Here is a 25,818-nt window from a genome sequence, read left to right as displayed (position 1 = left end):
ATCCATTTTTGACGAATTGACGAAACGCCCGCAACGGGCCTTAACTATCGTCAATTGAGAGACAAGGGCAGATCCGGGAAAAGCGGGAACCGATTTCCCCGGATTTGCGCAAACCAGATGGACCAAGGAGTACCTGGCATGAGCGAGCGCATCGAGATCGACGGAATGAAGGTCACGAAGGAACTCTATGATTTCATCAATAGCGAGGCGATTCCCGGCACCGGCGTCGAGCCCGCCGCTTTCTGGTCGGGCTTCGCGGAAATCGTGCGCGACCTAGCACCGAAGAACCGCGAACTTCTCGCCAAACGCGATGCACTGCAGGGGAAAATCGACGGCTGGTACAAGACGAAGCGAGGAACCGGCTATTCACCTGAGGAGTATCAGGCCTTCCTGAAGGAGATCGGCTACCTCCTGCCCGAGGGCGAGAAATTCTCGGTTTCCACCGCCAATGTCGATCCCGAGATCGCGGTGACCGCGGGGCCGCAGCTCGTCGTTCCCGTCATGAACGCCCGCTATGCGCTCAATGCCGCCAATGCCCGTTGGGGCTCGCTCTACGATGCGCTTTATGGCACCGATGCCATTCCCGAGACGGACGGCGCGGAAAGGGGCAAGGGCTATAACAAGAAGCGCGGCGAAAAGGTCATCACCTGGGCGAAGGCGTTTCTCGATGACAGCGCTCCGCTGGCTTCCGGAAAATGGGCGGATGTTACGGGCTTTGCCGTCGAGGACGGCACGCTGACGCTGAAACTTGGCGACGGCTCGACGACGCGCCTGAAGGATATCGGCCAGTTCGCCGGCTATCGCGGCGAGCCCGTATCTCCTTCCGCTGTCCTGCTGGTCAAAAACGGCATCCATTCCGAAATCGTCATCGACGCCGCCCATTCGATCGGCAAGACCGACCCGGCGCATATTGCCGATGTGGTGCTCGAATCGGCACTGACCACCATCCAGGATTGCGAGGATTCCGTCGCCGCCGTCGATGCCGAGGATAAGATCGTCGTCTACCGCAACTGGCTGGGCCTAATGAGGGGCGATCTGGAAGACACGTTCGAAAAGAGCGGCAAGCAGATGACGCGCCGCCTGAACCCCGACCGGGAATATACGGCGCCGAACGGCGCCTCCCTCGTCCTGCCCGGCCGCTCACTGATGCTTATCCGCAATGTCGGCCACCTCATGACCAATCCCGCCATCCTCGACGTTGACGGCAATGAAGTGCCCGAAGGCATCATGGATGCCGTCTTCACCGCATTGATCGCGTTGCACGATGTCGGCCCGAATGGGCGTCATAAAAACTCCCGCGCAGGCTCCGTCTATATCGTCAAGCCGAAGATGCACGGGCCGGAAGAAGTCGCCTTCGCCTCGGAAATCTTCGCCCGCGTCGAAAAGCTCATCGGCATGAAGCCAAATACGCTGAAGATGGGCATCATGGACGAGGAGCGCCGCACCACTGTCAATCTCAAGGAAGCGATCCGCGCTGCAAAAGAGCGCGTCGTCTTCATCAACACGGGCTTCCTCGACCGTACCGGCGACGAAATCCATACCTCGATGGAAGCCGGCCCGATGATCCGCAAAGGCGACATGAAACAGGCCGCCTGGATCAGCGCCTATGAGAATTGGAACGTCGATATCGGCCTTGAGTGCGGCCTTTCCGGCCATGCGCAGATCGGCAAGGGCATGTGGGCCATGCCCGACCTGATGGCCGCGATGCTGGAGCAGAAAATCGCCCATCCCAAGGCTGGCGCCAACACCGCCTGGGTGCCGTCCCCGACGGCAGCGACGCTCCACGCCACGCACTATCACAAGGTCAATGTCGCCGACGTGCAGGACAAGATGAAAAGCCGTCCCCGCGCCAAGCTGGACGATATTCTGTCCGTCCCGGTAGCGAGCCGCCCGAACTGGACGCCGGAGGATATCCAGCACGAACTCGACAACAATGCGCAAGGCATTCTCGGCTACGTCGTGCGCTGGATCGACCAGGGCGTCGGCTGCTCGAAAGTGCCTGACATCAACAATGTCGGCCTGATGGAGGACCGCGCCACGCTGCGCATCTCGTCCCAGCACATCGCCAACTGGCTGCACCATGGCGTGGTGACCCAAGGCCAAGTGATGGAGACAATGAAGCGCATGGCCGCTGTCGTCGACAAACAGAATGCGGGTGATCCGAGCTACCGCCCCATGGCCGGGGATTTCGATGGCTCGATCGCCTTCCAGGCCGCCTGCGACCTCGTGTTCAAGGGGCGCGAACAGCCCAATGGCTATACCGAGCCGGTGCTCCACGCCCGCCGGCTGGAGTTGAAGGCGAAGGGTTGATCGAGAAGCAATTCACGAACCAGGTTTGAAAAAGCGGCGGGGACCATCCCGCCGCTTTTTTCTTGTCGCCTGCCCCACGAATCCCGTTGACTCCATCATAGTAGATATTATTCTGAAATGATGGAAAATGATGTTAAACATCTCGATAGCGCTATCGGCGAAAATCTCCGCCGCCAGCGTCTGGCGCTAGGACTGACGCTGGAAGCCTTGGCGGAAGCCTCCGGGGTCAGCCGCGCCATGATCTCTCGCATTGAGCGTGGGGAAACCAGCCCAACGGCGCTATTGCTCGCACGGCTTTGCGCCGCATTCGGCACATCGCTTTCGGCCTTCTTTGCCGATGCCGAGCAGCCCGCCTCGCCCTTTCTCGCCCGCGACGAGCAACCCGTCTGGCGCGACCCTGACACGGGCTATATCCGCCGCGCGGTCTCGCCATCGGGCACCGGCTCGAATGTCGATCTGACCGAGGTGGAATTTCCAGCCGGTGCACGCGTCACCTTTGCCCCACAGACCGCCAATGCGGGCATCACGCAGCACATGTGGCTGTTCCAGGGGGAAATGGAATTGAAAGTCGGCGAGACGGAATACACGCTTCAACCCGGCGACTGCCTGTTCATGCCCCTGATGGCAGGGATCACCTTCCACAATCCCGGAAAGACGCCGGCACGCTACGCCATCGTGCTTGAACGGCGTTCCGGCTTCTAGAAAAGAACGTCCATGATCAAAGTGCTCGATGCGGATGCTGCCCGCTCTACCCTCCCCGCCCTTGCTGAAATCCTGACTGACTGCGTCAATGGCGGCGCTTCCGTCGGCTTTATGGAGCCTTTCTCGTCGGGCGATGCCCTGCCCTACTGGTCGCGTGTCGCATCCGAAGTCGAAGCCGGCAACACGGTACTGCTCGCAGCCGAGCACCAGGGCCAAATCGTCGGCACAGTGCAACTCGGCATGGCGCAGATGCCCAATCAGCCGCACCGCGCCGATCTGAAGAAACTGCTCGTCCATCGCAATGCGCGCGGCCTCGGTCTTGCCCGGCAATTGATGCAAAACGCCGAAACGGAGGCGCGCAAACGTGGCAAAACCCTGCTTTGCCTCGACACGGCAACCGGTAGCCCGGCCGAGGCGATCTATGCTCATCTTGGCTGGCAGAAAGCCGGGATCATCCCGAACTATGCCTTGTTCCCGGACGGCAGCTATTGCGCCACCACCTTCTTCTATAGGGATATCTAGAGACATGCCCCTCATACGCCATGCGACCGAAGCCGATCTGCCGGCCATTCTCGCCATCTATAACGACGCGGTGGAGAACACGACCGCCATCTGGAACGAAAGGCTGGTCGATCTCGAAGATCGGCGCGCATGGCTGAAGGCGCGGACTGAAGCCGGTTTCCCTGTTCTTATCGCCGAGCATGACGGCAGGACGATCGGCTATGCCAGCTACGGAGCATTCCGCGCCTTCGACGGTTATCGTCACACCGCCGAACTCTCGCTCTATGTCGATGAAGCCGCGCGCGGCGGCGGCGTGGGTCGCCTTCTCCTGACTGAATTGATCGACGAAGCAAAGCGGCGCGGCGTGCATGTGCTGATCGCCGGAATCGAGGCGGGCAACGCCGCTTCCATTGGGCTTCACGCCGCTCTTGGCTTCAAGGAAACCGGGCGTATGGCCGAGGTCGGCCGCAAATTCAACCGCTGGCTCGATCTCGTCCTCATGCAGCGGATTCTGTGATACCCGAACAGCCATGCCACTTCTGCATGGCTAGGCTTACTTCTTCGCACATTGACTTTTTAGGATGGCGGACTTAGTTTAGAATTATTCTAAACTAAGGTCTCGCATCATGTTCAGCCGCTTTTTCCGCATGGGGCGCCGCCCGTTCGATACGCTTTCCGAACAGGAGATCCTGGCGCTCGCCATCTCATCCGAGGAGGATGATGGCCGCATCTACCTCGCCTATGCCGACGGACTGAAGGATGAGTTTCCCCAGACGGCGCAGATCTTCGAGGAGATGGCGGCCGAGGAAAACACCCATCGCGAACGGCTGATCGAGATGCACCGCAAGCGGTTCGGCGAGCGCATACCGCTGATCCGCCGCGAGCACGTCAGCTTCTACTACGAACGCAAGCCTGACTGGCTCGTGCGACCGCTCGGCATCGACAAGGTGAGAGAGACGGCCGAAGCGATGGAGGATCAGGCCTACCGCTTCTATATCGAGGCCTCCAAACGGGTCAGCGACGCGTCGACCCGCAAACTGCTCGGCGATCTCGCCATGGAAGAAAAGCAGCATGAATCGCTCGCCCACCGCCTCGGGCTGAAATTCGCTCCGACCGACGTCAGGGAAGAGGAACGGGAAACCGAACGCCGGCAAAGAATCCTGACCTATATCCAGCCCGGTCTTGCCGGGCTGATGGACGGTTCGGTATCCACCCTTGCGCCCATCTTTGCCGCCGCCTTCGCCACGCAGGATACGTGGCAGACCTTCCTCGTCGGGCTTTCCGCCTCCGTCGGCGCAGGTATCTCCATGGGCTTCACCGAAGCAGCGCATGACGACGGCAAACTTTCAGGACGCGGCTCTCCGATCAAACGCGGCATCGCCAATGGCACGATGACCATGCTCGGCGGCCTCGGTCACGCCCTCCCCTATCTGATCCCGGATTTCTGGACGGCCACGAGCATCGCCATTGCGGTCGTCTTCGTCGAGCTTTGGGCCATCGCCTATATCCAGAACCGCTTCATGGAAACGCCCTTCCTGCGCGCCGCCTTCCAGGTGGTGCTGGGCGGCGCACTGGTTTTCGCAGCCGGCGTTCTTATCGGCAATGCCTGAAGCGGTTAGTTACGCGAGAGCCCGTCATTTCTGCAAGATAACGTTGCTCTCGCCCTTTTTGACCTGGTCAATAACCAGCAATTTGACGGGATCGGAGCCGATATTGGCTCCTTTGTGCCATTGATTGATGGATTCTATGATGAAATCACCTGCCTTGAAGACCTGGTTTTTTCCCGTATCCTCATTGGAAACCCGCAGCGTACCTTCCAGAACATAAGCATAACGCGGGTAGAGATGCTTATGCACCGGCAATGTCGCTCCCGGTGCAATCTCATATTTGGAGACACTGACTTGCACGTCCCCCTTCGGCAAATTGATCGGCTGCCCCGTTATCGTTTGGTCGGATTTTAGAACGGGCGTTACCGTCACGTCCTTGTGTTGCTTCATCTCCTTGGCCTGAACCGAATATGCCAGGGGAATGAGCGCGAAAGCCAAAATGGATCTCTTCATGGGAACAACTCCTGCCCAATGCATCACGCTCAAACAAATAGTAGTCCAAATCGTCTTTTTCTAGCTCTGGTTGTTTAGTTGGCGTTTGCCGTTCCCCGATTGTGCGTCCGCTCGTAAAGCCTGCGGATGATTCCACTTGCCGTCTTTTCGAACAGGAACGGCAGGAACGCATGGATCATTGCTGCGAAGGCAGCGGCAAAGAGCTTGACCGAAAAACCCGCCGCAAAGGCCATGTGCTCGAAATAGCTTTCGTCCACGGATGCCGGGTGCTGGGTGAAAAGACGGCTGATGCGGGTGGTCATGATGGTTTTCCCTTTGATCCCTCTGAAACCTCGATTTTTTGAACTTTAGCAAAGGTATACGGGCCATATGTCCCAATCTGTCCTTGCAAATCAGGAATTATTGGGACAATCATCCCAGCATGACTGTAGAAATCGATGAACTCGACCGCAGAATCCTCGCCGAACTGCAACGCGACGGAACCCTGTCTGTGGACGCGCTTTCGGAGCGGGTAAACCTGTCCCGCAACGCCTGCTGGCGTCGCATGAAGCGGCTGGAGGAGGAAGGCGTCATCACCGGCCGCGTGGCGCTGGTCGATGCCGACCGCGTCGGCCTCGGCCTATCCGTCTTCATCCTGATCAGAACGTCGAACCACGATCCGGACTGGCTGAAGCAGTTTCGCGAGGCAGTCTCGTCGCTGCCGGAAGTGGTCGGCGTCTACCGCATGACCGGCGATCTCGATTATGTGTTGCGAGCCCGCGTGGCCGACGTGAAGGGCTACGACCGGCTCTATCAGCGCCTGATCGCCAAGGTGCCGCTTTCCGATGTCTCCGCCTCCTTCGTCATGGAGGAGATCAAGGAAACGACGGTTGTACCCTTGGAAATCCGGTGAGTGTCGTTTATTGCGGTTGACGATTTCGAACCGCTGGTGAAAAAGTCCCCCTCATGTCCACCATATCAAATTCCGATTCCGTTCCGCGCCTTGGCATCGTGCGTCTTCAGCATGGGCAAGGCCTCGACCTTCCTTCCTATGAAACCACCGGCTCGGCGGGACTGGACCTGCGGGCAGCGGTTCCGGAAGATCGCCAGATCGTGCTTCTTCCCGGCCGCCGCGCGCTGATACCCACAGGGTTGATCTTCGAACTGCCCGCCGGCTACGAGGCACAGATCAGGCCGCGTTCCGGTCTGGCCTTCAAGCACGGCATCACCTGCCTCAACACCCCCGGCACCATCGACTCCGATTATCGCGGCGAGATAAAGGTGCTCCTTGTCAATCTCGGCAATGATGATTTTCGCGTCGAACGCGGCATGCGCATCGCACAGGCCGTCATCGCGCCGGTGGCGCAGGCGATCATCGAGGAACGCGAAAGCGTCGGCGACACGGCTCGCGGCGCCGGTGGTTTCGGCTCGACCGGAACGGCCTGATCAGGGCCGCTTCCGATAGCATGAGAGGGGTTTCGTTTTCTGGACCGCACCGGCGGTTGGCGGACGATTCTCGCCCCTCGCGAGGGGGCTCGGGTCAAGGTTGAGTTGCGCTCCCTCGAAGGATGTGCTCTGCGCCATCAGTGCCTAAAAAATTTGTAATTATTATTCCGTAGGGTGCGCCGTCTACTATGTGCCACACGGATCATATTCTTCATCTTACTTTGAATGGTAGACGACACAGATGCCCCAGACCGTCCCCCAGCCGAAAAACGGCAAAGGCGCCGCGCAGGCGCCTGAGATCACCGTGTTTCCGGGCTCGGCCAACCCGCCACGTCGTCGGGCGCGCAGACGTATCTGGCCTTGGCTCGCCGTTGCAGCCGCGCTGGCGATTGCCGCCGGCGTGGCGCTGTTCCCGGGCCTGCAGGGGGAGCAGACCACAAACTATCTCACTGAGCCGGTGACCCGCGGCGATATCGAAAACGCCATCACCGCCGTCGGCACGCTCAGCGCCATCAAGGATGTCAATGTCGGCGCGCAGGTTTCCGGCCAGCTCAGATCCGTTCTGGTAGAGATCGGCGACAAGGTGAAGGAGAACCAGCTCATCGCCGAGATCGATCCCTCCTCCATCCAGACGAAGGTGGAGATCAGCAGCGCCCAGGTCGACAATCTCAAGGCGCAGCTCGTCAGCAAGGAGGCCCAGCTCATTCTCAAGCAGGGCAATGCGGACCGCCAGCGCAAGCTTCTGGCGACGCGCGGCGTTTCGCAGGCGACCGTCGATCAGGCCGACGCCGATCTCGCTGCCGCTCAGGCCGACGTGAAGGCGCTGCAGGCACAGATCAGGATGCAGGAAGCGCAGCTCTCCGGCGACAAGGTGGATCTCGGCTATACCAATATCTATACGCCGATGGCCGGGACGGTCGTCGACCAGGCGGCGAAGGAAGGCGAAACGCTCAATGCCAACCAGACGACGCCGACTATCGTCACCGTCGCCGATCTCTCGACGATGACAGTGGAGGCGCAGGTCTCGGAAGCCGATGTCGGCAAGCTGAAGATCGGCATGCCGGCCTATTTCACCCTGCTCGGCCAGCCGGGCAAGCGCTTCACCGGCACGTTGCGCCAGATCAAGCCGACGCCCGACACCACCAACAATGTCGTGCTTTACTATGCACTTTTCGATGTGCCCAATCCCGATGGCGACCTGATGATCAACATGAGCGCGCAGGTCTATTTCCTTCTGGGCTCGGCAAAGGATGTCCTGCTGGTGCCGACGGCCGCCCTCAACACCACGCGTGGTCCTGATGGCAAGCGGCAGACGATTGTAAAGGTCGTCAATGCATCCGGTGGCACTGAGGATCGCGTGGTCGAACTCGGTATCCGCAATCGCGTCCAGGCGGAGGTCAAGAGCGGCCTCAAGGAGGACGACCGCGTCGTCGTGACGTCGGGCACAAGCGGAACGGAAAGACAGCAGGGCGGCAATTCGCGCCGCATGCGTATGCCACGGATGTTCTGAGCATGACCACACCGCTCATCCGGCTGGAGAACGTCCACAAGACCTATTTCAACGGTGATCTTGCCGTCGAAGTGCTGCATGGCCTCTCGCTCGATATCGAGGCGGGCGAGTTTGTCGCCATCATGGGCGCGTCCGGCTCCGGCAAATCGACGCTGATGAACATCCTGGGCTGCCTCGACAGCGCCACCGGCGGCCGCTATCTGCTCGATGGCGAGGATATATCGGACCTCGATGCCGACGAGCTCGCGGCCTTGCGCCGCCGCACCTTCGGCTTCGTCTTCCAGAGCTATAATCTGATCGCCACCTCGTCCGCGCAGGAGAATGTCGAGGTCCCGGCCATCTATGCGGGAACGCCCGCTGCTGAGCGCCGGGCCCGCGCCGCCGAACTCCTGACGACGCTTAGGCTCGGCGACCGGCTCGACCACCGCCCGAGCCAGCTTTCCGGCGGTCAGCAGCAGCGCGTCTCCATCGCCCGCGCGCTGATGAACGGCGGTCGCATCATCCTCGCCGACGAACCCACCGGCGCGCTCGATAGCCAGAGCGGCGAGGAGGTGATGGCGCTTCTGCGCTCGATGCATGAGCAGGGTCACACCATCATCGTCATCACCCACGCGCGCGAAGTGGCAGAACGCGCCGATCGCCTGATCGAAATCCGCGACGGACACATTCTTTCCGACCGCACCAAACGCCGGGTTCCGGATCGGGCAGCACCGGAAAAGCTGAAGCAGATCTCGGGCAGCAGCGGGGTCGCGGCCATCGCCGATTTCTCCGAAGCCGTGAAGATGGCCTTCCGGGCCTTGCGCGCCAATCTCTTCCGCACCATCCTGACGCTGCTCGGCATCATCATCGGCGTCAGTTCCGTCGTCGCCATGCTGGCCATAGGCACAGGCGCGCAAAAATCGATCCTCGATCGCATCAACGCCATGGGATCTGACCTGCTGTTGATCCGTCCGAGCATGGCGAATTTCCGCGGAACCGGCAACATCGTCACGCTCAGGCCGGAGGACGCAGACGCCATTCTGGAGTTGCCGAATGTCGCAACCGCCGTACCCGAGGTTACGGGGACGGTGACACTGCGCTACGGCAATGTCGATTACCAGTCGCAGGCCGACGGCACCGTTCCGACCTTCACCACGGCAAAATCCTGGCAGGTGGCGCGTGGAGACTTCATCAACCAGAACGACGTCAGCACCTATGCGCCTGTGGCCGTTCTGGGGACCACCGTGGCCAAGACGCTCTTCCCCGATGGCACAGATCCGATCGGCAAATATGTTCTGGTGCAGAAAATCCCGTTCCAGATCATCGGCGTGATGGAATCAAAAGGCGCCGGCGCCGGAGGCAACGATCAGGATGACGTGATCATCATGCCGCTTTCCACCGCCAATCTCAGGCTCTTCGGGCAAAAATACGTACGCACCATCACCGTGCAGGTCAAGAATGGCGACATGATCGACGCGACGCAGGACCAGATCCAGTCTCTGCTCAACACACGCCACAAGGCCGACGACACGATGATCACCAATATGTCCTCGATCAGGGAAGCGGTGACCGAAACGTCGAATACGATGACGCTCTTCCTCGGCTCGGTGGCGGCGATCTCGCTTCTCGTCGGCGGCATAGGCGTCATGAACATCATGCTGGTCAGCGTCACCGAGCGTACCCGCGAGATCGGCGTCAGAATGGCGACCGGCGCCCGCAGGCGCGACATCCTCATCCAGTTCATCACCGAAGCGCTTGTCGTCTCAGCCATCGGCGGCGCGCTCGGGGTGGCGCTGGGACTGGGAATAGGCGTCCTTGCACGCTATCTCGGCGCGCCGATCGAATTCAGCATCGGACCGGTGGCGCTCGCCTTCGCCTGCGCCTTCGCGACAGGCCTGATTTTTGGCTTCCTGCCCGCCCGCAAGGCTTCAAGGCTCCAGCCAGCAGTGGCGCTTTCTTCGGAGTAGAGTTTCCTGCGATGCCTCCTATTGACCCCTATGAGACTGAGGGGAGGAGCCTGTCCGGAGAAGATGACCGTCCTCGGACCGGCTTACATCTCTATTTGAAACGAATGGGAATCGTCAGCGACATCCGCGTCTTGGCGATTGCCGGCGGCGGCGCTGGAACCGGAGATGCCCGTTGCACCATTTCGGCCGCCAGTTGGTCGAGCGCCGGATTCCCCGAGGATCCGCGCGCCGAGAGCACGTTGCCGGAAGCATCGATGCTGAAGGTCAGCCGCACCGTGCCGGCTACGCCCGGCATTCGGCGCTCCAGATAGCGTTTCTGGCGGTTCAGATGCGCCTGGACCTTGGCCTGCCACCTGTTGGAATTCACGCCGGGTGAGCCCGCCGTATCGCTGTTGCGGCTTGCAGCGACCTTCGGCCCGTTTTTGGCATCCACCTGCGGAGCGGCAGCTTGCTTTGTCGGCTTGGGCTTCTGAAGCTTTTTCGGCTCAGCCTTCTCGACGACCTTAGGCTTCTCCTGTTTCGGCTTCGGCTTCGGCTTTGGCTTCTCCACCACCTTCGGCTTTTGCTTTGGAACAACGACCTCTGGCTTCGGCGCCTCGACGACATCGGGAACCGGCTCCTCCGGCTTCTCCACCTCTTCGGCTGGCTCTTCCCTGACAATTTCTTCGGGCGCCGTTTCCGGCTGAATTTCTTCGACCGGCTCGATGACCTCGGCCTGTTCGGTCTCGACCGCTTCCTCCGTCACGTCCTCAGGCTGCGCCTCGGGCACCAGGGCGGCCTCTTCCACCGCAGGCGCGATCGGCTCGGGCGCAAGCTCCATCATGATGGCGGGAGGCGGCGAACCATCGGGCTGGACGGACGGCTGCAGATGGCGGATCGCATAAGCGCCGGCGGCATGCGCCACCAGCATGACGGCGCCCGCCCCGCCCCACAGCGCAATGTCCCGCCAGCGCGTGCGCTGCAGGTCGGAAGAATGCGCCTGGATCGGAGGATGGTCTTTCGGCAGATCGGGACGCGGGGAACGGCTCATTGCGCGGGCGAGCCTCCCGGGGATGGCGCAGCGGCGGGTGCTGCCGCACTCGGCACTGTCTCGAGCCCCACCAAAGCTATCTTCAGATAGCCCGCCTGGCGCAATGCATTCATCACATTCATCAGTTCGCCATAGTCGACGACCTTGTCGGCGCGCAGAAAGACGCGGGTGTCCTTGTTGCTCTGCGACAGGCGGTCGAGCGTCGCCCCCAGCGTCTCACGCGTCGCCGGATCATTGCCGACATTGAGCGACAGATCCTGCTTCAGCGTGACGTAGAGCGGCTTGTCCGGCCGCGGCTGCGCCGTCGCCGATGAGGCCGGCAGGTCGACATTGATATCGACGGTCGCCAGCGGCGCCGCCACCATGAAGATGATCAGGAGAACCAGCATGACGTCGATAAAGGGCGTCACGTTGATCTCGTGGTTTTCCTCCAGCTCGTCGCCGGCGCCTTCGCGTATCCTGCTCGCCATCGCCCTTACTCCGCCGCCGAGGCCCTGGCGTCATGCGCCGCCGGCATCGCATGGATTCCAGCCGCGCGGAAATCGAGATCACGGCTAATCAGCCGCTCCACCCCAGCCGAGGCATCGGCGAGAAGCTGGCGATATCCGGTGATCGAACGGGCAAAGACATTGTAGATCACCACCGCCGGAATGGCGGCGACGAGCCCGATCGCCGTGGCGAGCAGCGCCTCCGCAATACCGGGCGCCACGACGGCGAGATTGGTGGTCTGGGATTCGGAAATGCCGATGAACGAATTCATGATCCCCCAGACGGTTCCGAAGAGGCCGACGAATGGAGCGGTCGAGCCGATCGTCGCCAGCACGCCGGTTCCTTTGCTCATACGCCGTCCGGCGGCAGCCTCGATGCGCGAAAGGCGCGATGCCACGCGCTCTTTCAGCCCTTCGCCGCTACCCTTGATCGCGCCCGCGGAAAGCCGCACTTCCTCCTCCGCCGCGCGCACCAGAAGCGCGCCCGTTCCCTTGCGGGCGTGCAGTGTGCGGAACGCATCGTTGAGGCTGCGCGCTTCGGCGATCTCCTTCAAGGCCCGCTTCGCCATGACCCGTGCGCCCGCCAGTTCCAGCGATTTGGCAAGCCAGACGGTCCAGGTGACGAGCGATGCGAAGGCAAGACCGAGCATGACGGCCTTGACCACCCAATCGGCGGCCATGAACATGCCCCAAGGCGAGAGATCGTGTGGCAGTTGCAGCTCGACGCTTTCATGGACATCCGTCGTGGGCTGGCCCTGCTCTGGTTGGGAAGGCTGAACGCTCTGGGGCGCTGGCGGCTGGACTGCGGGTTGCGAAGGAGCTAGCGCGGCGGGGGCCGTCGCTCCCGGCTGCGGAACCGCCGGTCCATCCTGTGCGGAACCGGACGCCGGAACACCGATGAATGCGAGACATCCGAATGCCACCGCAAAGAACTTCGCCTTGACCACTTCTATGCCCTCTTTCAACCGTTCAGCATAAGCCGGACAGGTGTCGCCGCCCATCATCAGGAATCCCTAGGGGCGCTGTCCGCGACTTGTTGGGGAAAACCCTTAACCGCGCATAACATGATAATGCAAGTCATGTTTTATGTTTAGCCCATGATGAGGTTTTTTTACAGGACGAAACCCTTGACTGATGTCTTCCCCGCTGGTGAATGGCCTCACGCCGGAAAATGACCGTTCCGCTTCGCTTTTGCGGCAATGCCTGCGCCGCACCCAACCTATTGTGGCCGCAACCAACAGACCTAAACATGCCCGGAGGATATATGGCCGATCATTCTTACATCCTGACGCTTTCCTGCGAGGATCAGCCGGGGATAGTCGCGGCGGTGACGACGGAGCTTGCGGGCGTCGGAGCGAATATCGCGGAATCCAACCAGTTCTGGGACCGCCAGACCAATCGCTTCTTCATGCGCATCGCCTTCACCGTGCCCGACGGCATATCGAAGGACGACATCGAGCGCGCCATCAAGCCGGCGGTCGAGCGCTTCGCCATGAAGACGGCCATCGTCGATCAGGCCAGGCGGCCGAAGATCATCATCATGGTATCGAAATTCGACCATGCCCTGCTGCATCTCATCTATCAGATCCGCGTCGGCTGGCTCGATGCCGAAGTCGTGGCCATCGTCTCCAACCATGAGGATTCGCGCCGGACCGCCGAACTTGAAGGCATCACCTACCATTACTGGCCCGTGACGAAGGACAGCAAGGGCGCCCAGGAAGAAAAGCTGATCGCGCTCGTTAAGGACACCGGCGCTGATCTTGTCATCCTCGCCCGCTACATGCAGGTCCTGTCCGACAATCTGTCGAAGCGGCTCTTCGGCAAGGTGATCAACATCCACCACTCCTTCCTGCCGTCGTTCAAGGGTGCCAAACCCTATCACCAGGCCTTCGAGCGCGGCGTCAAGCTGATCGGCGCCACCGCGCATTACGTCACGCCCGATCTCGACGAGGGCCCGATCATCGAGCAGGAGACGGAGCGGGTGACGCATGCGATGAGCGCGGATGATTTCGTTGCTACCGGTCGCGACATCGAAGCCCGCGTGCTTGCCCGCGCCGTCAAGCAGCACCTCGAAAGCCGCGTCATGCTCAACGGCCACAAGACGGTTGTGTTTGGGTAAAAGACGGCGGTGGCGTCTGGTTCTGCCGCCACCCCGTTCCGGCCTCCGGGGCCAGTGACAGGGCCATTCCTGCTCCTCCCGTGGATTCTCGGACTAGACCCGAGAATCCACAACAGAAAACCGGAAACCTTCCTGTCAGTGCGACGTAGTCCCGAAAGCGGACCGCCTATCCCTCCACCAGTATCGCGCGCAGATCGTTGACATTGGTTCCTGTCGGGCCCGGCACGAACAGATCGCCAATCGCGTCGAAGGCGGACCAGGCGTCGTTGCCGTTCAACAGCATCGCGCCGTCCTTCCCCGCCGCGAGCAGCCGCGAGACGGTCGTGCCGTCAGCGAAAGCACCGGCATTGTCCTCTGACCCGTCGATCCCGTCCGTATCGGCCGCAAGCGCCGTGATGCCCCGCGTGCCATCGATGTCGAGTGCGAAGGACAGGAGAAATTCCGTGTTGCGCCCGCCCTTGCCTGGCTCACGTACCGTCACCGTGGTCTCGCCGCCGGACAGGATCACCACCGGTTTCCGGAATGGCCGGTCTTTCGTCAACACCTCCTTGGCAAGCGCCGCATGGACATGGGCGACCTCGCGCGCCTCGCCCTCGACGGCATCGGACAGGATGACCGCTTCGACACCCCTGCTTCGCGCTTCGGCGGCAGCCGCTTCGAGCGAGACGGCTGCGGAGGCGATCACGCGCGTCTCATGGCCGGAGAAGCACGGATCATCCGGCTTCGGCGCATCCGCCGCCTTGCTTCGCAAATGCCTGAGAGCGGCCTCGGGCAATTGCAGCCGGTAGCGCTCGACCACCTTCAGTGCGTCATTGCGCGAGATTGCATCCGGCACTGTCGGCCCGGAGGCGACAAAAGCCGGATTATCGCCGGGAATATCGGAAACGACGAGCGAGACGACCTTTGCCGGACGGGCGGCGGCGGCAAGCCTGCCGCCCTTGATGGTGGAGAGATGCTTGCGCACGGCGTTCATCGCCGAGATCGGCGCGCCGGAGGCAAGCAGGGCCTTGTTGACGGTGATCTCGTCTTCGAGCGTCATGCCGTTCGGCGGCGAAGGCAGGAGCGCGGAACCGCCGCCGGAAATCAGCGCCACCACCAGATCATCTGCGGTCAGGCCTGAAACCGCCGCAACGAGCCGTTTCGCGGCTATAAGCCCGGCCTCGTCGGGCACCGGATGCGCTGCCTCGATGATCTCGATGTCGCGGCACTCCGCGCCAAAACCATAGCGCGTCACGACCACCCCTTCGAGCGGGCCGTGGCCCGCTTTCTCCCATGCCCTCTCGAAAGCCCGCGCCATCTGCGCCGATCCCTTGCCCGCGCCGATGACGATCGTGCGGCCTTTCGGCCTTCGCGGCAGATTGGCGGCAATGACATGTTCGGGGTCGGCGGCGGCGACCGCTGCGTTGAAGAGCGAAACCAGAAAGGCTTTGGGGTCGGTGACAATCATCGGGCACCTCGACGGCAGAACTTGACGGCCCGGCAACGTGAAGGGTTCAGCCCCTCCCCGGCCGGCTCGTTGCCTAGTCGCATGGAAAGCAGCGCCTTGTCCACAGGGCGCTGGGCAAACACCCGTCCGCACCGAAAGTGTCCATAGGAACCAAATGTTTATCCCCCGCGTTGATATGCGCCACAATGAGGGGATGATGCCACAATTTTCACCAAACCCGGCCCGAGCCAAACCAGTTCCAGCGAACCCGGCATTTGCCCGGCTGCCGCCGAAACTGGATATCGACGCTCTTCTCTCTATCGCTGCGCGTTTGTCGCTCGTGCTCTTGGCAACCATTGCGGCGATGGTCGCTCTCAACCTCGGCCGCTATATTTTTGCGCCGGTGGCGCTCGCCATCGTCATCGGCCTGATGTTCGGCCCCGTCGCCACCCGTCTGGAGCGATATGGCGCTCCCAAGGAGCTGGCAGCGATCCTCGTCGTCGTCCTCTTTTTCACGCTGATTGCCACCGGCGCCGTCATGTTCGCGGTGCCGCTTTCCGTATGGGCGGAAAAGGCCCCGACGGTCTGGCAAGAGTTGCGCCAGCAACTGATAGCGCTGAAGCAGCCGCTCGAAATGCTGGGCGCTCTACAGGACCAGATCCGCAATATCACCGGCGCGGCTACGGCCATGTCGGTGAAGGTGGAAGACGGAAGCACCGTGCAGAACATCGCTTTTCTCGCGCCGGCGATCCTGGGGCAGGTGCTGATCTTCCTGGCCAGTCTCTATTTCTTCGTCGCCACGCGCAACGAAATCAGTACCACCATACTGTCGATGTGCGTCGGCCGGCGGATACGCTGGCGCGTCGCCCATGTCTTTCGGGATGTTGAAGCGGATGTCTCGCGCTATCTGCTCTCGATCACCGTCATCAATGCCGGAATGGGCGTTGCCGTGGGGCTGGCCATGTGGATGGCCGGCGTTCCCTCCCCCGCTTTGTGGGGCGGGCTGGCCGCGATCCTCAACTATATCGTCTATATAGGTCCAGCACTAATGACGGCGATCCTCCTCGGCGTCGGCCTGGCCACCTTCGATGGGTATGCCGTCTTTTTACCGGTCGGCGTATATCTCCTGATCGAGCTTTTGGAGGGACAGTTCGTCACGCCTCACATCATCGGGCGCACCATGACGCTCAACCCTTTCACTGTCTTTCTGGCGCTCGCCTTCTGGCTATGGATATGGGGTCCGGTCGGCGGTTTCATTGCCGTGCCTTTCCTGCTGGTGCTCTATGCGGTGATCCGCAACATCCTGCCTCATTATGCCAAGCGGCCGGCAAAACCATTCATGCCGCCACGCCGTGACACGCCCCCCGAAATGCCTCGGGAGCGTCAATGAAAATTCATTTGCATTGGAACCCCAAATCACGCTCAGGTGTTCTGGCATCTGACCCAGCGTCCGATTGAAAATGTGGAGGACATGCCATGATGCATAAGGATATACAGACGCTCGAACACGCAGCGCGCACGGCGATGGCCGGACCTTATGAGCCCGTGCGGATTGATGTGCCCTCCTGGCGCGGCGGTTATGTGCTGGCGGGAATCGCCGTAATCGCGGCCGTGGCCTATTTCGTCTTCGTCTGATTTCGCCCGACAGGGGAACAAAAACAAAAGTTTAGCGTTTGCCTTCCGGTACAATTCGGGAGAAGTAAATGTCACTTACAACCATTCTGCTCATCATCTTGATCCTGGCGCTGATCGGTGTCTTTCCGTCATGGCCATATGCACGCGGTTGGGGCTACGGACCGAGCGGTATCGTAGGGCTTATTCTTGTCGTCCTGCTCATTCTGGCGCTGCTCGGCAGGATCTGAGTTCCCGCTATAGAACCGGCGAAAAAATCGCCCCCTTGAGCAATCAAGGCTCACTATTGCCTACCACTTCCAAGGAGAAACAACATGGCCCGTGCATCGACCACAATCCGCCAGCCTGAGGACATTAGCAATGAAATCCCCAAGGACGAGACGACAGGTGACCTTCAGGCCCAGATCGCGCGCCTGAAGGAGGATATCGCCGGTCTTGCCTCGGCAATGGCCAATCTGGGATCGGAGAAGGTACGCGAAGCAAAACGAGGTGCATCGGAAACCTACCAGAGTGCACGCCGCTCCGGGGAGGATACCGTAACCGAGCTTCGCGACCAGTTGACGGAAACGGCGCGCGAGAAGCCACTGACCACGATCGCAGTGGCGGCAGGCGTCGGTTTCCTGCTCGCTTTGATGACCCGCCGCTGACATGCTGCGCCTTCTTCTCCCGTTCCTGACCGGCGCCGTGACCGGCGAAGTCGGCCATGCCGTCCGTCGGACCAAACGCCGGGCTGGGTTTATGTTGGCCACCTGCCTGTTCGCACTAGCGGGGATGATCTTCCTGTTGGTGACGATCTATCTGGCGCTGGCGCGGCACTACGGCGATATCTACGCCGCGTTGATGGTTGCCGCCGGCTGTTTTGTGGTAGCGATCATGGCCCTGGTTGCCATGAAAATCTCCGATGCCTCCCACAAGCGGCGCGTGCGCGAGCGCCCGAATTTCGATGGATCGGCGCTTCTCACGGCAGGCGTTCTTGCCGCGCTTCCCGTATTGATCAAGCGGCCACTCGTTGCAGCGGCTCTCCCGATCATAGGGCTTGCCGCTTATGCCCTTATGTCCGACACGGGAAGCCCGAGAGGTAAACGCCGTCGCGACGATCGCGACGACTCGTCTGAAAGCTGACCGTCCGTCGTCATGCTGCCTCCGGCAGCTCGCTTTTCGGAACCAGTACCTTGAGCGAACCTGGATGGATGACGATCTCGACGATGTCGTCCTTGAGTGGCACGAGTTCGCCATCAATGACGGCGTTCGCCTTCTTCCGCAATCGGGGAAACCTGAGCCCAACTTCCTTGGCCGTGAATTCCTCGATGTCCCTGTTGCTGCGCCACCGGCCAAGCATGATATCGGCCATCAGCCGCATATAGCCCTGGGAGGCAAGCGGCGCGGTGATATAGACGCCGAGATATCCTGTCTCCAGATCCGGCGCGTAGGGCAGCGGCGCATCTCCATAGGGATTGTTGGAGATGGCGACGGCCGAGACATTGCGCAGCATCGCTTTTCCGCCGATTGTCAGTTCTACGGGAAAGGATGGCGGATCCTTGATCACCGTCCGGATCGCCCGCGCGCTCGCCAGGATTTTCCCCAGGCGCGAGCCGTATCGGAAATTTTTCCTGACCCTCACCATGCGAGGATGAAATCCTATCGCGTATTGGTGCACGAAGGGCCGGCCATTGGCTGTGGCGATATCGACATTGCGGATTTCCCCTGAAGCCAATGCTTCAAGAGCGTCGCTGAGTACCAGCGGAACTTTCAACGACCGGGCGAAGAGGTTCATGGTGCCGGCCGGCAGCACAGCCAGGGTGGTGTCGCTTTTCCAGGCAATATCGGCTGCGGCCGATACCGTGCCATCGCCGCCGCCGGCCATCAGCACGTCGCAGTCGCCTTCCGTCACCGCCTGTTCAAGCGCCGCGACGATCTCCTTCGCCGAAGTCGACCGGCAATCGATCTCATGGCCATGGCGCTTGAAAACATCCCGCGCCTGAGTACAGAACTCTTCGATGTCCATGGGACGGAACGTTCCGCCTTCGCGATTCAACACAGCAATGATTTTCATACGGAACACCCCCGGGGACGGAAGGCACCCCGCCAGTCCATTCGCTCCTGTGGAAACGCACAGGCGTGGCAGAACGTTCCTGACGCTTCTTGTCTCAATCCCGAACGTCGAGAGAGGGAAAGCGGACCACCGCCCTGGTGCCTGTATCCCCGCCGGAGTCATAATGCGGCGCATCGCCGAATTGCACGCAAAGCTGCTCGATCACCAGCATACCGAGACCCTGGTGTTTCGAATTTCGCGGGTTCTTTCGATTCCCCTGGCCAATGCCGTCATCGGCGACCGTCAAAGCCATGATTCCGTCTTCCCCCCGATCGAAGGTGACGGACACTGTCCCTCCGCGATTGTCCGGAAAGGCATGCTTGATCGCATTGGTGACGAGTTCACCCAGGATGATGCCGATGGTGGTGACGTCACGCGCATTCAGGCTGAGCGGCGCAAACCCGGTCTCGAAGTTGATCCTGTCGCCCGGCACCAGGGAAACCCTCATATCGTCAATGACCGCCTTCAGGAATTCATCTGCGCGCACCGTTTCCATGTCCTCGCCGAGCCGCAGGCGGCGATGCGCCGTTGAGATCGTCTGTACGCGATCGCGCGCGGCGATCAGCACCCTTCGCGCGTCCTCATTGGTCGCCTGACGCAGTTGCAGCCCCAGGAGCGAGGAGACCGTCGCCAGCGAATTGCCGATGCGGTGGTTGCTGTCCTGTAGCAGCACCTCGACACGCTCTCTCTCGCGCTCCGCAAGTGCGCGCGCATTTTCCAGCTCCGCGGTCCGTTCTCTCACCCGCTGTTCCAAAAGTACGTTTTCCGACAACAGCGCCGACTGCCCTTCACTGAGCTGTCTCACATAACGCTGCACCCGGTTGAATAACAGGCACGCCAGCATGACGGCGCTGGCGAGAGCCGCCAGCGCCGCAATTGTCAGCCAGTTCCGGGTCCGGTTTATTGTTTCATTGCGTTTGATGAGCCGCCGGTCTTCCTCGTCCCTGAAATCGCGGACAGTCTCGCGCAACCGATCCATCAGGACCTTGCCTTGGTCGCTGCGGATCTCCTCCAGCGCTTTTACTTGTTTGCCATCTATCGCCAGTCCAATGGTCTGCTTCACCTCGGCCTGCTTTCGCGCGGTAAGCGTTTCGATCTCCCTGACGCGTGTCTCCTGTGAAGGATTGCCCCGCGTCATTTCAGCCAGTCGTTTCAGGGATTCGTCGATCGACAGCGATGCGGCGCGGTAGAGATCGAGATAGGAACTTTGCAAAGTCAGGAGATAACCGCGCTGACTGGTCTCCATATTGGTGACAAGCAGGAGCGTGTGGTCCGACTCCTGAAGCAATTCGTAGGTATTGGAGACATCGGCCAGTTGCCTGTCGACACCACGCGACAAAAACACGGTCGATGAGGCCGTCAACAGGACAAGGGCGAGCGAGATGACCACCGCAAGCTGCCGCCTGTATGTCATGCTCGATTGAAAAGATGCAGGTAATGATTGCGAAGTATCGTTCATCGGATCGTAGAGCTGGAGGGGGACTTGCCATCAAACCATACGCTTTCCCGGATGAAAAACGAAATTCAATGTTCTTGGCGCAGGTTCAGAAAACGTGTGCTGCGGTTTTCCGATTCCATCAAAACATGAACGGACAAACATAGACAGCAGGACATTCAGATATAGACCCGTTTCAATGCCGGCAAACCCTCCCAGCCCGATATGTCGAGCAGCACGGCCTCATCCAGGACGCTGCAACCTCCCTCCCCCCAGCTCAGCGCCTTGCGGTCGGCAAGTTTCTTCAGGGTCTTGTTGGTGTGGACGAGCGAAAGCCCCAGGCTATCCGCAATATGCTGTTGCGTCACCGGGATAACATTTTGCCCGTTCAACATACGAACGGCCTTGGCGCGCTGGTAAAGAAACGCAATGAGATAGGCCGCCCTCTCGAGAGCGCTACGCTGTCCTACGCTCAGGAGGTGCTCGTCAAGCATGATCTCCTCGCGCGCTGCAAGCCAGGTGACATCAAAGGCCAATCGCGGAAGATTGCCGAACAGCTTGGGAAGACCATCCTTCTGAAAAACGCAAAGGGTGAATGTAGAAAGAGCCTCGATGGAATGCTGCATCTCCTCCATCAGCGATCCCTGCAAACCAATGAGATCCCCCGCAAACACAAAATTGAGGATTTGCCGCCGTCCATCGTCGAGCATCTTGTAACGAAATCCCCACCCCGAAAGAACGGTATAAAGATGAGGGCTGGCGCTTCCCTCCATCAAAATGGTAGCGCCGGAACGAACCGTCATTTCCCCAATTTTGAATGTAGAAATAAAGGCGCGTTCAGTATCTTCGAGGTCCCGAAAATGAGGAATGCCGTGCAATGGGCATTTTTCGCATTCAATACGTCGCGTCGTAGAAATCTCGGTCAATCCAGATGCCTCCATCAGCCGTCACGGAACTGAGATCAACGCCGGGGTTGCGCAAACCGTTCCTGTCCGCTGCCGTGCTGCTATGTCAAAGTTAAATGACAGAACGACTCTCGTTGCCAATAAGGATGGTCATTAACGCCGAGCATCCTCGAGGGATGCTGTGATTGAAGCAGCGCATCGTGACTTCCGGAAACCTTACAGGGTTTTGAGCCGATCCGCCCGGAGGACCCGCGGTGACGAGATTGAACGATGCCAGACTGCTGGTCCTGGAAGAAGAACTCCTTATCGCTCTTGAAATACAGAGAATTGCAGAAGAAGCCGGCGCGGCGGTGATCGACCTCGTCCATAGTCTCGACGAGCTGGGAGCATATATCCGAGCCAAACCGCCCTACGCCGCCGCGATCATGGAAGTCCGCGTAAAGGGCGTCTCGACGCTCGCTGCCGCAGCCCAGCTCCAACTCGTCGGACTGCCGGTTGTGTTCGCCACCGCCTATAACCATTACAGACGAGGAGTGACTGGATTTCCGATATCGCCCGTTGTCTTGAAGCCCTTCGAAAGCACTGCTCTCGTCGAGGCGATAGCCACCGCGGTTTCGAAACATCCGGCCATCGGCGCTTGAAAAGTCGCTCAGGCGAACGACCGTGACGTTGCGGGTGCGGAAATGGCGTCCGGGCCATAATCGGCTTCGCCGCTGACACCCAGAAGTTCCTGGAGACGCGTCCGCGCGCGGCTGACCCGGCTTTTGATCGTACCCACCGCACAGCCGCATATTTCCGCCGCCTCCTCATAGGCAAAGCCGGAGGCGCCGATCAGGATGATCGCTTCGCGCTGGTCGGCGGGAAGCTGGTCGAGTGCCTTGCGGAAATCCTGCAGATCGAGAGCGCCATATTGTGAGGGATGAACCGCAAGTTGGCTCGTAAATGTCCCTTCGCTGTCCTGGACCTCTCGGCCGCGCTTGCGCATCTGGCTGTAGAACTCGTTCCTGAGAATGGTAAAGAGCCAGGCCTTTATATTGGTCCCCATCTCGAAGGACTCCTGCTTGGCCCAGGCCTTCATGATCGTGTCCTGCACGAGATCATCAGCCTTGTCCTGTTGCCCGATCAACGAAACGGCAAAGGCGCGCAGGCTGGGAAGAGACGCCAGCAGGTCTCTTTTGAACTCAGCCCCACCATCGCTCAAGGGGTTACTTCCCATAGTGCCGCTCCCATAGTTCCGTCATTAAGCGGCCCCATCGGTGGAGCTTTGCTCTGCCTGATCCAGCTTTTCGAGTAGATCGAGGAACCTGTCAGGAATGGTTTCTTCCTGAATCGAGGTATAAAGAGCCCTCAGCTTCGAGCCGATCTCGGTATTGGGGCCCAGCTCGTCCCGGCGTGAGGAGCGGGCATCACCTGCCCCCCCATGCCCCGCCCTCGGACGAAGATTGGATTTTTCAGTCATAATTTGTCCCAGCCATTTTCACTTCCAAATGCGCCGCACTTTAATGCCGTATTGGGGAGCATAATGCATGGGCGTTGAAAAAGTTCCGACGTGGGTGGAACTTTTTTTTCGATCTTGCGTTTCGCAACGGCTGTACCGTAACTTTACGGGTCTAAGGGAGCTCAAAGACATGTCATTATCGACGCGTATCGCGCCGCATCTTCCTTATCTGCGCCGTTTTTCTCGTGCCGTCACCGGCTCGCAGACATCCGGCGATGCCTATGTAGCGGCAACGTTGGAAGCGCTTATCGCGGATGTTTCCATTTTTCCGCAAACTTCAACCGACAGGATAGGGCTTTATCGACTTTTCTCCACCATGTTCGAGTCAACAACGATCCGTGTTCCCGAACCAACCTCCGAATTTGCCTGGGAGACGCATGCCGCAGCCAACCTGTCGATGGTCGCTCCGAGGGCGAGGCAGGCTTTCCTTCTCGTTTCGGTGGAAGGTTTTACTGAGCAGGAGGCTGCCGAGGTGCTGGGCATAGGTGAAGAGGAACTGTCCTCTCTGCTGGCAAAAGCCTCGGTCGAGATTTCACGGCAGGTCGCCACGAGGATCATGATCATCGAGGACGAACCTCTGATCGCCATGGATATCGAGCAGATGGTTGAGAGCCTCGGCCATGAGGTCGTGGGTGTAGCCCGCACCCGACATGAGGCGCTGGATCTCTATAAATCCACCAAACCCCGCATGGTGCTCGCCGACATCCAGCTGGCTGACGGAAGCTCCGGCATCGATGCGGTCAACGACATCCTCCAGAAGAATACCATTCCAGTAATCTTCATTACCGCTTTTCCGGAAAGACTTCTCACCGGAGAACGCCCTGAGCCGACATTCCTGGTCACCAAGCCGTTCAATCCCGAAATGGTAAAGGCACTGATCAGCCAGGCCCTGTTTTTTGACGAGAGTTCGAAAGTAGCGGCATAAACCAGTTTCTCCCCGGGATTGTCACGGTCCCGGGGAGTATCACGCAAGAAAGAAGAACACGGATAAAAGGGAACCTATCCTCCCCGCTGGGCGTTTTGGCTGAAACGGACGAGAGGAGATTGGAAATGCTCTATTATGCACTTGTTTTCCTGGTTGTGGCGCTGGTGGCTGGCGCACTTGGTTTCGGCGGGATTGCCGGCGCTTCTGCTGGTATCGCTCAGATTCTGTTCTTCGTTTTTCTCGCCCTGCTGGTCATATCGCTGGTTGCGAGTTTCATTCGTCGAGCATGACGCTTCGCCGGACTGCCGGAGACGCCAGAACACCATTTGGCACCGGATTTGGCAGACGGTTGGACAAAGAGAAGTGGCCCGTATGAAGACGGGCCGCCTTGTTTTTGTCCCCTCCGGATTTTTCAAAGGCGGTACCGGCACCGCAGTTCACCGCTTGCCAATCACGACATGAACAGCCCTATGCCCACCCAAAAGCCTGCCCGCAGAGAAGCCAGCAAATTGCGTGCACTCTTGCGGGCGTTGCGTAATAGCAATGTCTGCGTACTGTACCAGACCTCGGACCTTGCCTATCTCTGGGCGGAAAACCTGCCGGATATTTGGGTCGATATTTGGCATGTGGGTGCACATGACCGTGAGCTCATGCAGGAATCCACGGCGGCGAGGCTCGACGCCGCCAAACTTCTGGTATTGGAGACGGGTGAGCCGCAAAGCGTGGAAATCGCCGTATCTCACGGCGATCAGTTGCGCTGGTTCGAGCTTTCGATCGATTGCGATCGCGACGGTGCCGATACTGTTATCGGCGTGGTGACGACGGCGGTTGACGTGACAGAGTTGAAACGCCGCGAACAGGTCCTCAAGACCCTTTTGCGCGAGGTCAGTCACCGCTCCAAAAACCTGCTCGCCATCATCCAGAGCATCGCCATGCAGACCGCTCGCTTCACGGGAACGGTCGACGATTTTCTTTTCAAGTTCCGCGGTCGCGTGCAGTCATTGTCCTATTCCCAGGATCTGGTCACGGATTCTAACTGGCGTGGCGCCCAGTTTCGTGAACTCGTCCGCTCGCAGATGCAGAAATATATCGACGTCTCGGATCCACGCTTCACCCTTTCGGGCGACGATCCCTATATCTTCCCCGGCGCCGCCCTCCATATCGGCCTCGCCATCCATGAGTTGATCGTCAACTCCACATCCTATGGCGCGCTGTCGAGCGGCCAGGGCACCGTCGCCATTTCCGGCAAGCTTGAAAATATCGGGACCGAGAGAATGTCGCTCTTGATAAAATGGGACGAGAAGGTTCCCGGCTCATTGAGGGAATCCGATCTCAACGCCCGTTTCGGCAGCGCCGTCCTGGAACGCATCGTGCCCATATCGGTCAATGGCACCTCGACCTACAATATCGAAGATGACGGCGTCACCTATTCGCTGGATGTTCCACGTTCCCAATTCGATCTCTGAACTCTTCTTTTCGGCAAAAAAAGATCGCCACGGGCTTGGGCCCATGACGATCATTTGATTGCGCGCACTGTCTGAAATCAGGACCTGTGCATCCTTTTGCAATGCGCGGTGACCGCAAGCATCAGGGGAAAGCTCGCGATCTCGGCACTAGGCTTTCTGAGGGGGCGGGGTCTACCTGATGCCGATGTCGAGGGAACGCGGTTTGGGGCGAAAGGTTCCGAAAAAACTGAACTTGCTTAAATTTTGTGGTCTGCCGGCAGCATCTTATACACGCGATTGTGCTTAGCTATAGGGGAGGAGCCTGGACGGCCAACGGAACTATTTCCGAGTTTTCTCCGTTGATTCCGT

The 25,818-nt window shown here is 59.9% G+C and carries 30 protein-coding genes; 19 read left to right on the top strand and 11 right to left on the bottom strand.

All coding sequences use genetic code 11. The features are described from left to right. Positions 1–138 precede the first annotated feature (138 nt). From DUT91_RS10800 to mbfA, 5 genes are all read left to right on the top strand, one after another. Entirely contained in the window at positions 139–2,310 is a 2,172-nt protein-coding gene (locus tag DUT91_RS10800) for a malate synthase G (protein ID WP_114440406.1), read from the top strand. A gap of 120 nt (positions 2,311–2,430) precedes the next feature. Next, positions 2,431–3,012, top strand: a complete 582-nt coding sequence (locus tag DUT91_RS10795; RefSeq protein ID WP_114440405.1) for a helix-turn-helix domain-containing protein — start codon at positions 2,431–2,433, stop codon at positions 3,010–3,012. A gap of 12 nt (positions 3,013–3,024) precedes the next feature. Next, complete coding sequence (locus DUT91_RS10790; RefSeq protein WP_114440404.1) at positions 3,025–3,534, top strand: GNAT family N-acetyltransferase; 510 nt, start codon at positions 3,025–3,027, stop codon at positions 3,532–3,534. Positions 3,535–3,538: 4 nt separating this feature from the next. Beyond that, positions 3,539–4,030 (top strand): GNAT family N-acetyltransferase, encoded by a 492-nt coding sequence (locus tag DUT91_RS10785; RefSeq protein ID WP_114440403.1) that lies wholly within the window; start codon positions 3,539–3,541, stop codon positions 4,028–4,030. 109 nt (positions 4,031–4,139) lie between these two features. Further along, positions 4,140–5,123, top strand: a complete 984-nt coding sequence (gene mbfA / locus DUT91_RS10780; protein WP_114440402.1) for an iron exporter MbfA — start codon at positions 4,140–4,142, stop codon at positions 5,121–5,123. Between the two features lie 24 nt (positions 5,124–5,147). On the opposite strand, the gene DUT91_RS10775 is transcribed toward mbfA, so the two are convergent. Both DUT91_RS10775 and DUT91_RS10770 read right to left on the bottom strand, forming a co-directional pair. Beyond that, complete coding sequence (locus tag DUT91_RS10775) at positions 5,148–5,558, bottom strand: cupin domain-containing protein (RefSeq protein ID WP_425373781.1); 411 nt, start codon at positions 5,556–5,558, stop codon at positions 5,148–5,150. 89 nt (positions 5,559–5,647) lie between these two features. Continuing rightward, positions 5,648–5,875 carry a DUF6356 family protein gene (locus DUT91_RS10770; RefSeq protein ID WP_114440400.1) on the bottom strand — a complete coding sequence of 76 codons (228 nt, stop codon included), beginning with the start codon at positions 5,873–5,875 and terminating at the stop codon, positions 5,648–5,650. Positions 5,876–5,994: 119 nt separating this feature from the next. Between DUT91_RS10770 and DUT91_RS10765 the strand changes: the two genes are divergently transcribed. From DUT91_RS10765 to DUT91_RS10750, 4 genes are all read left to right on the top strand, one after another. Continuing rightward, positions 5,995–6,465 carry an Lrp/AsnC family transcriptional regulator gene (locus DUT91_RS10765; RefSeq protein WP_114440399.1) on the top strand — a complete coding sequence of 157 codons (471 nt, stop codon included), beginning with the start codon at positions 5,995–5,997 and terminating at the stop codon, positions 6,463–6,465. A 53-nt stretch (positions 6,466–6,518) separates the two neighbouring features. Beyond that, the gene (gene dut, locus DUT91_RS10760; RefSeq protein ID WP_114440398.1) at positions 6,519–6,998 is read left to right on the top strand and encodes a dUTP diphosphatase; all 480 of its coding nucleotides are present in this window, start codon (positions 6,519–6,521) and stop codon (positions 6,996–6,998) included. A 241-nt stretch (positions 6,999–7,239) separates the two neighbouring features. Further along, positions 7,240–8,508 carry an efflux RND transporter periplasmic adaptor subunit gene (locus DUT91_RS10755; RefSeq protein ID WP_114440397.1) on the top strand — a complete coding sequence of 423 codons (1,269 nt, stop codon included), beginning with the start codon at positions 7,240–7,242 and terminating at the stop codon, positions 8,506–8,508. A 2-nt stretch (positions 8,509–8,510) separates the two neighbouring features. After that, positions 8,511–10,454 carry a MacB family efflux pump subunit gene (locus DUT91_RS10750; protein ID WP_114440396.1) on the top strand — a complete coding sequence of 648 codons (1,944 nt, stop codon included), beginning with the start codon at positions 8,511–8,513 and terminating at the stop codon, positions 10,452–10,454. Positions 10,455–10,545: 91 nt separating this feature from the next. Here DUT91_RS10750 and DUT91_RS10745 read toward each other — a convergent pair whose 3' ends face one another. From DUT91_RS10745 to exbB, 3 genes are read right to left on the bottom strand one after another with little or no spacing between them, the layout of a single operon-like run. Beyond that, positions 10,546–11,484: a TonB family protein gene (locus DUT91_RS10745; RefSeq protein ID WP_114440395.1), complete on the bottom strand. Its 939-nt coding sequence runs from the start codon at positions 11,482–11,484 to the stop codon at positions 10,546–10,548. After that, positions 11,481–11,954: a TonB system transport protein ExbD gene (exbD, locus tag DUT91_RS10740; RefSeq protein ID WP_114440394.1), complete on the bottom strand. Its 474-nt coding sequence runs from the start codon at positions 11,952–11,954 to the stop codon at positions 11,481–11,483. Before exbD ends, DUT91_RS10745 begins: the two co-directional genes overlap by 4 nt. A gap of 5 nt (positions 11,955–11,959) precedes the next feature. Continuing rightward, positions 11,960–12,976, bottom strand: coding sequence for a tonB-system energizer ExbB (exbB, locus tag DUT91_RS10735; protein WP_245419675.1), 1,017 nt, complete (start codon positions 12,974–12,976; stop codon positions 11,960–11,962). A gap of 260 nt (positions 12,977–13,236) precedes the next feature. Here exbB and purU point away from each other — a divergent pair, with 260 nt between their 5' ends. Then, positions 13,237–14,091 (top strand): formyltetrahydrofolate deformylase, encoded by an 855-nt coding sequence (purU, locus tag DUT91_RS10730; protein WP_114440393.1) that lies wholly within the window; start codon positions 13,237–13,239, stop codon positions 14,089–14,091. Positions 14,092–14,257: 166 nt separating this feature from the next. Here purU and DUT91_RS10725 read toward each other — a convergent pair whose 3' ends face one another. Continuing rightward, on the bottom strand, positions 14,258–15,538 hold the full coding sequence (locus DUT91_RS10725; protein WP_114440392.1) for a glycerate kinase type-2 family protein: 1,281 nt from the start codon (positions 15,536–15,538) through the stop codon (positions 14,258–14,260). Between the two features lie 196 nt (positions 15,539–15,734). On the opposite strand from DUT91_RS10725, the gene DUT91_RS10720 reads away from it, so the two are divergent. The 5 genes from DUT91_RS10720 (at position 15,735) to DUT91_RS10705 (ending at position 18,271) form a co-directional block, all read left to right on the top strand. Beyond that, complete coding sequence (locus DUT91_RS10720) at positions 15,735–16,907, top strand: AI-2E family transporter (RefSeq protein WP_114440681.1); 1,173 nt, start codon at positions 15,735–15,737, stop codon at positions 16,905–16,907. Between the two features lie 86 nt (positions 16,908–16,993). After that, complete coding sequence (locus DUT91_RS25775; protein ID WP_160113636.1) at positions 16,994–17,152, top strand: hypothetical protein; 159 nt, start codon at positions 16,994–16,996, stop codon at positions 17,150–17,152. 68 nt (positions 17,153–17,220) lie between these two features. Beyond that, positions 17,221–17,379 carry a DUF3309 family protein gene (locus tag DUT91_RS10715; protein ID WP_114440391.1) on the top strand — a complete coding sequence of 53 codons (159 nt, stop codon included), beginning with the start codon at positions 17,221–17,223 and terminating at the stop codon, positions 17,377–17,379. A gap of 84 nt (positions 17,380–17,463) precedes the next feature. Further along, complete coding sequence (locus tag DUT91_RS10710; protein ID WP_114440390.1) at positions 17,464–17,796, top strand: ElaB/YgaM/YqjD family protein; 333 nt, start codon at positions 17,464–17,466, stop codon at positions 17,794–17,796. A 1-nt stretch (position 17,797) separates the two neighbouring features. Then, the gene (locus DUT91_RS10705) at positions 17,798–18,271 is read left to right on the top strand and encodes a phage holin family protein (RefSeq protein ID WP_114440389.1); all 474 of its coding nucleotides are present in this window, start codon (positions 17,798–17,800) and stop codon (positions 18,269–18,271) included. Positions 18,272–18,281: 10 nt separating this feature from the next. On the opposite strand, the gene DUT91_RS10700 is transcribed toward DUT91_RS10705, so the two are convergent. The 3 genes from DUT91_RS10700 to DUT91_RS10690 all read right to left on the bottom strand — a co-directional run bounded on the left by DUT91_RS10700 (position 18,282) and on the right by DUT91_RS10690 (position 21,617). Beyond that, positions 18,282–19,202 carry a diacylglycerol/lipid kinase family protein gene (locus DUT91_RS10700; RefSeq protein ID WP_114440388.1) on the bottom strand — a complete coding sequence of 307 codons (921 nt, stop codon included), beginning with the start codon at positions 19,200–19,202 and terminating at the stop codon, positions 18,282–18,284. Positions 19,203–19,296: 94 nt separating this feature from the next. After that, positions 19,297–20,655: a sensor histidine kinase gene (locus DUT91_RS10695; RefSeq protein WP_245419674.1), complete on the bottom strand. Its 1,359-nt coding sequence runs from the start codon at positions 20,653–20,655 to the stop codon at positions 19,297–19,299. A 200-nt stretch (positions 20,656–20,855) separates the two neighbouring features. Then, complete coding sequence (locus tag DUT91_RS10690; RefSeq protein WP_114440386.1) at positions 20,856–21,617, bottom strand: Crp/Fnr family transcriptional regulator; 762 nt, start codon at positions 21,615–21,617, stop codon at positions 20,856–20,858. A 218-nt stretch (positions 21,618–21,835) separates the two neighbouring features. Between DUT91_RS10690 and DUT91_RS10685 the strand changes: the two genes are divergently transcribed. Next, positions 21,836–22,222: a response regulator gene (locus DUT91_RS10685; RefSeq protein ID WP_147272173.1), complete on the top strand. Its 387-nt coding sequence runs from the start codon at positions 21,836–21,838 to the stop codon at positions 22,220–22,222. Between the two features lie 8 nt (positions 22,223–22,230). On the opposite strand, the gene DUT91_RS10680 is transcribed toward DUT91_RS10685, so the two are convergent. Together DUT91_RS10680 and DUT91_RS10675 are read right to left on the bottom strand one after the other, a co-directional pair. Continuing rightward, entirely contained in the window at positions 22,231–22,797 is a 567-nt protein-coding gene (locus DUT91_RS10680) for an RNA polymerase sigma factor (RefSeq protein WP_114440384.1), read from the bottom strand. Between the two features lie 24 nt (positions 22,798–22,821). Then, positions 22,822–23,040, bottom strand: coding sequence for a NepR family anti-sigma factor (locus DUT91_RS10675; RefSeq protein ID WP_114440383.1), 219 nt, complete (start codon positions 23,038–23,040; stop codon positions 22,822–22,824). 169 nt (positions 23,041–23,209) lie between these two features. Between DUT91_RS10675 and DUT91_RS10670 the strand changes: the two genes are divergently transcribed. From DUT91_RS10670 to DUT91_RS10660, 3 genes are all read left to right on the top strand, one after another. Further along, a complete protein-coding gene (locus DUT91_RS10670) occupies positions 23,210–24,004 on the top strand; it encodes a response regulator (protein WP_114440382.1) in 795 nt (264 codons plus the stop codon). A gap of 125 nt (positions 24,005–24,129) precedes the next feature. Beyond that, positions 24,130–24,294 carry a DUF1328 domain-containing protein gene (locus DUT91_RS10665; protein ID WP_105741613.1) on the top strand — a complete coding sequence of 55 codons (165 nt, stop codon included), beginning with the start codon at positions 24,130–24,132 and terminating at the stop codon, positions 24,292–24,294. Positions 24,295–24,462: 168 nt separating this feature from the next. After that, positions 24,463–25,470: a sensor histidine kinase gene (locus DUT91_RS10660; protein ID WP_114440381.1), complete on the top strand. Its 1,008-nt coding sequence runs from the start codon at positions 24,463–24,465 to the stop codon at positions 25,468–25,470. The last annotated feature ends 348 nt before the right edge of the window (positions 25,471–25,818 follow it).

Origin of the sequence: Paramesorhizobium salinisoli (assembly GCF_003335045.1) — a bacterium.
In the GTDB taxonomy this organism is placed as follows: domain Bacteria; phylum Pseudomonadota; class Alphaproteobacteria; order Rhizobiales; family Rhizobiaceae; genus Paramesorhizobium; species Paramesorhizobium salinisoli.
This window is presented reverse-complemented; position numbering and strand designations above follow the sequence as displayed.

Excerpts from the sequence above, each read along its gene's own strand:
- DUT91_RS10725 (WP_114440392.1), bottom strand. The coding sequence starts at position 15,538 with ATGATTGTCACCGACCCCAAAGCCTTTCTGGTTTCGCTCTTCAACGCA.
- DUT91_RS10765 (WP_114440399.1), top strand. The coding sequence starts at position 5,995 with ATGACTGTAGAAATCGATGAACTCGACCGCAGAATCCTCGCCGAACTG.
- DUT91_RS10720 (WP_114440681.1), top strand. The coding sequence starts at position 15,735 with ATGCCACAATTTTCACCAAACCCGGCCCGAGCCAAACCAGTTCCAGCG.
- DUT91_RS10705 (WP_114440389.1), top strand. The coding sequence starts at position 17,798 with ATGCTGCGCCTTCTTCTCCCGTTCCTGACCGGCGCCGTGACCGGCGAA.
- DUT91_RS10680 (WP_114440384.1), bottom strand. The coding sequence starts at position 22,797 with ATGGGAAGTAACCCCTTGAGCGATGGTGGGGCTGAGTTCAAAAGAGAC.
- DUT91_RS10745 (WP_114440395.1), bottom strand. The coding sequence starts at position 11,484 with ATGAGCCGTTCCCCGCGTCCCGATCTGCCGAAAGACCATCCTCCGATC.
- DUT91_RS10670 (WP_114440382.1), top strand. The coding sequence starts at position 23,210 with ATGTCATTATCGACGCGTATCGCGCCGCATCTTCCTTATCTGCGCCGT.
- DUT91_RS10715 (WP_114440391.1), top strand. The coding sequence starts at position 17,221 with ATGTCACTTACAACCATTCTGCTCATCATCTTGATCCTGGCGCTGATC.
- DUT91_RS10695 (WP_245419674.1), bottom strand. The coding sequence starts at position 20,655 with ATGACATACAGGCGGCAGCTTGCGGTGGTCATCTCGCTCGCCCTTGTC.
- DUT91_RS10710 (WP_114440390.1), top strand. The coding sequence starts at position 17,464 with ATGGCCCGTGCATCGACCACAATCCGCCAGCCTGAGGACATTAGCAAT.
- exbB (WP_245419675.1), bottom strand. The coding sequence starts at position 12,976 with ATGATGGGCGGCGACACCTGTCCGGCTTATGCTGAACGGTTGAAAGAG.
- DUT91_RS10660 (WP_114440381.1), top strand. The coding sequence starts at position 24,463 with ATGAACAGCCCTATGCCCACCCAAAAGCCTGCCCGCAGAGAAGCCAGC.
- DUT91_RS25775 (WP_160113636.1), top strand. The coding sequence starts at position 16,994 with ATGATGCATAAGGATATACAGACGCTCGAACACGCAGCGCGCACGGCG.
- DUT91_RS10690 (WP_114440386.1), bottom strand. The coding sequence starts at position 21,617 with ATGGAGGCATCTGGATTGACCGAGATTTCTACGACGCGACGTATTGAA.
- DUT91_RS10795 (WP_114440405.1), top strand. The coding sequence starts at position 2,431 with ATGGAAAATGATGTTAAACATCTCGATAGCGCTATCGGCGAAAATCTC.
- DUT91_RS10665 (WP_105741613.1), top strand. The coding sequence starts at position 24,130 with ATGCTCTATTATGCACTTGTTTTCCTGGTTGTGGCGCTGGTGGCTGGC.
- DUT91_RS10700 (WP_114440388.1), bottom strand. The coding sequence starts at position 19,202 with ATGAAAATCATTGCTGTGTTGAATCGCGAAGGCGGAACGTTCCGTCCC.
- DUT91_RS10800 (WP_114440406.1), top strand. The coding sequence starts at position 139 with ATGAGCGAGCGCATCGAGATCGACGGAATGAAGGTCACGAAGGAACTC.
- DUT91_RS10790 (WP_114440404.1), top strand. The coding sequence starts at position 3,025 with ATGATCAAAGTGCTCGATGCGGATGCTGCCCGCTCTACCCTCCCCGCC.
- dut (WP_114440398.1), top strand. The coding sequence starts at position 6,519 with ATGTCCACCATATCAAATTCCGATTCCGTTCCGCGCCTTGGCATCGTG.
- mbfA (WP_114440402.1), top strand. The coding sequence starts at position 4,140 with ATGTTCAGCCGCTTTTTCCGCATGGGGCGCCGCCCGTTCGATACGCTT.
- DUT91_RS10770 (WP_114440400.1), bottom strand. The coding sequence starts at position 5,875 with ATGACCACCCGCATCAGCCGTCTTTTCACCCAGCACCCGGCATCCGTG.
- DUT91_RS10675 (WP_114440383.1), bottom strand. The coding sequence starts at position 23,040 with ATGACTGAAAAATCCAATCTTCGTCCGAGGGCGGGGCATGGGGGGGCA.
- DUT91_RS10755 (WP_114440397.1), top strand. The coding sequence starts at position 7,240 with ATGCCCCAGACCGTCCCCCAGCCGAAAAACGGCAAAGGCGCCGCGCAG.
- DUT91_RS10750 (WP_114440396.1), top strand. The coding sequence starts at position 8,511 with ATGACCACACCGCTCATCCGGCTGGAGAACGTCCACAAGACCTATTTC.
- DUT91_RS10785 (WP_114440403.1), top strand. The coding sequence starts at position 3,539 with ATGCCCCTCATACGCCATGCGACCGAAGCCGATCTGCCGGCCATTCTC.
- purU (WP_114440393.1), top strand. The coding sequence starts at position 13,237 with ATGGCCGATCATTCTTACATCCTGACGCTTTCCTGCGAGGATCAGCCG.
- exbD (WP_114440394.1), bottom strand. The coding sequence starts at position 11,954 with ATGGCGAGCAGGATACGCGAAGGCGCCGGCGACGAGCTGGAGGAAAAC.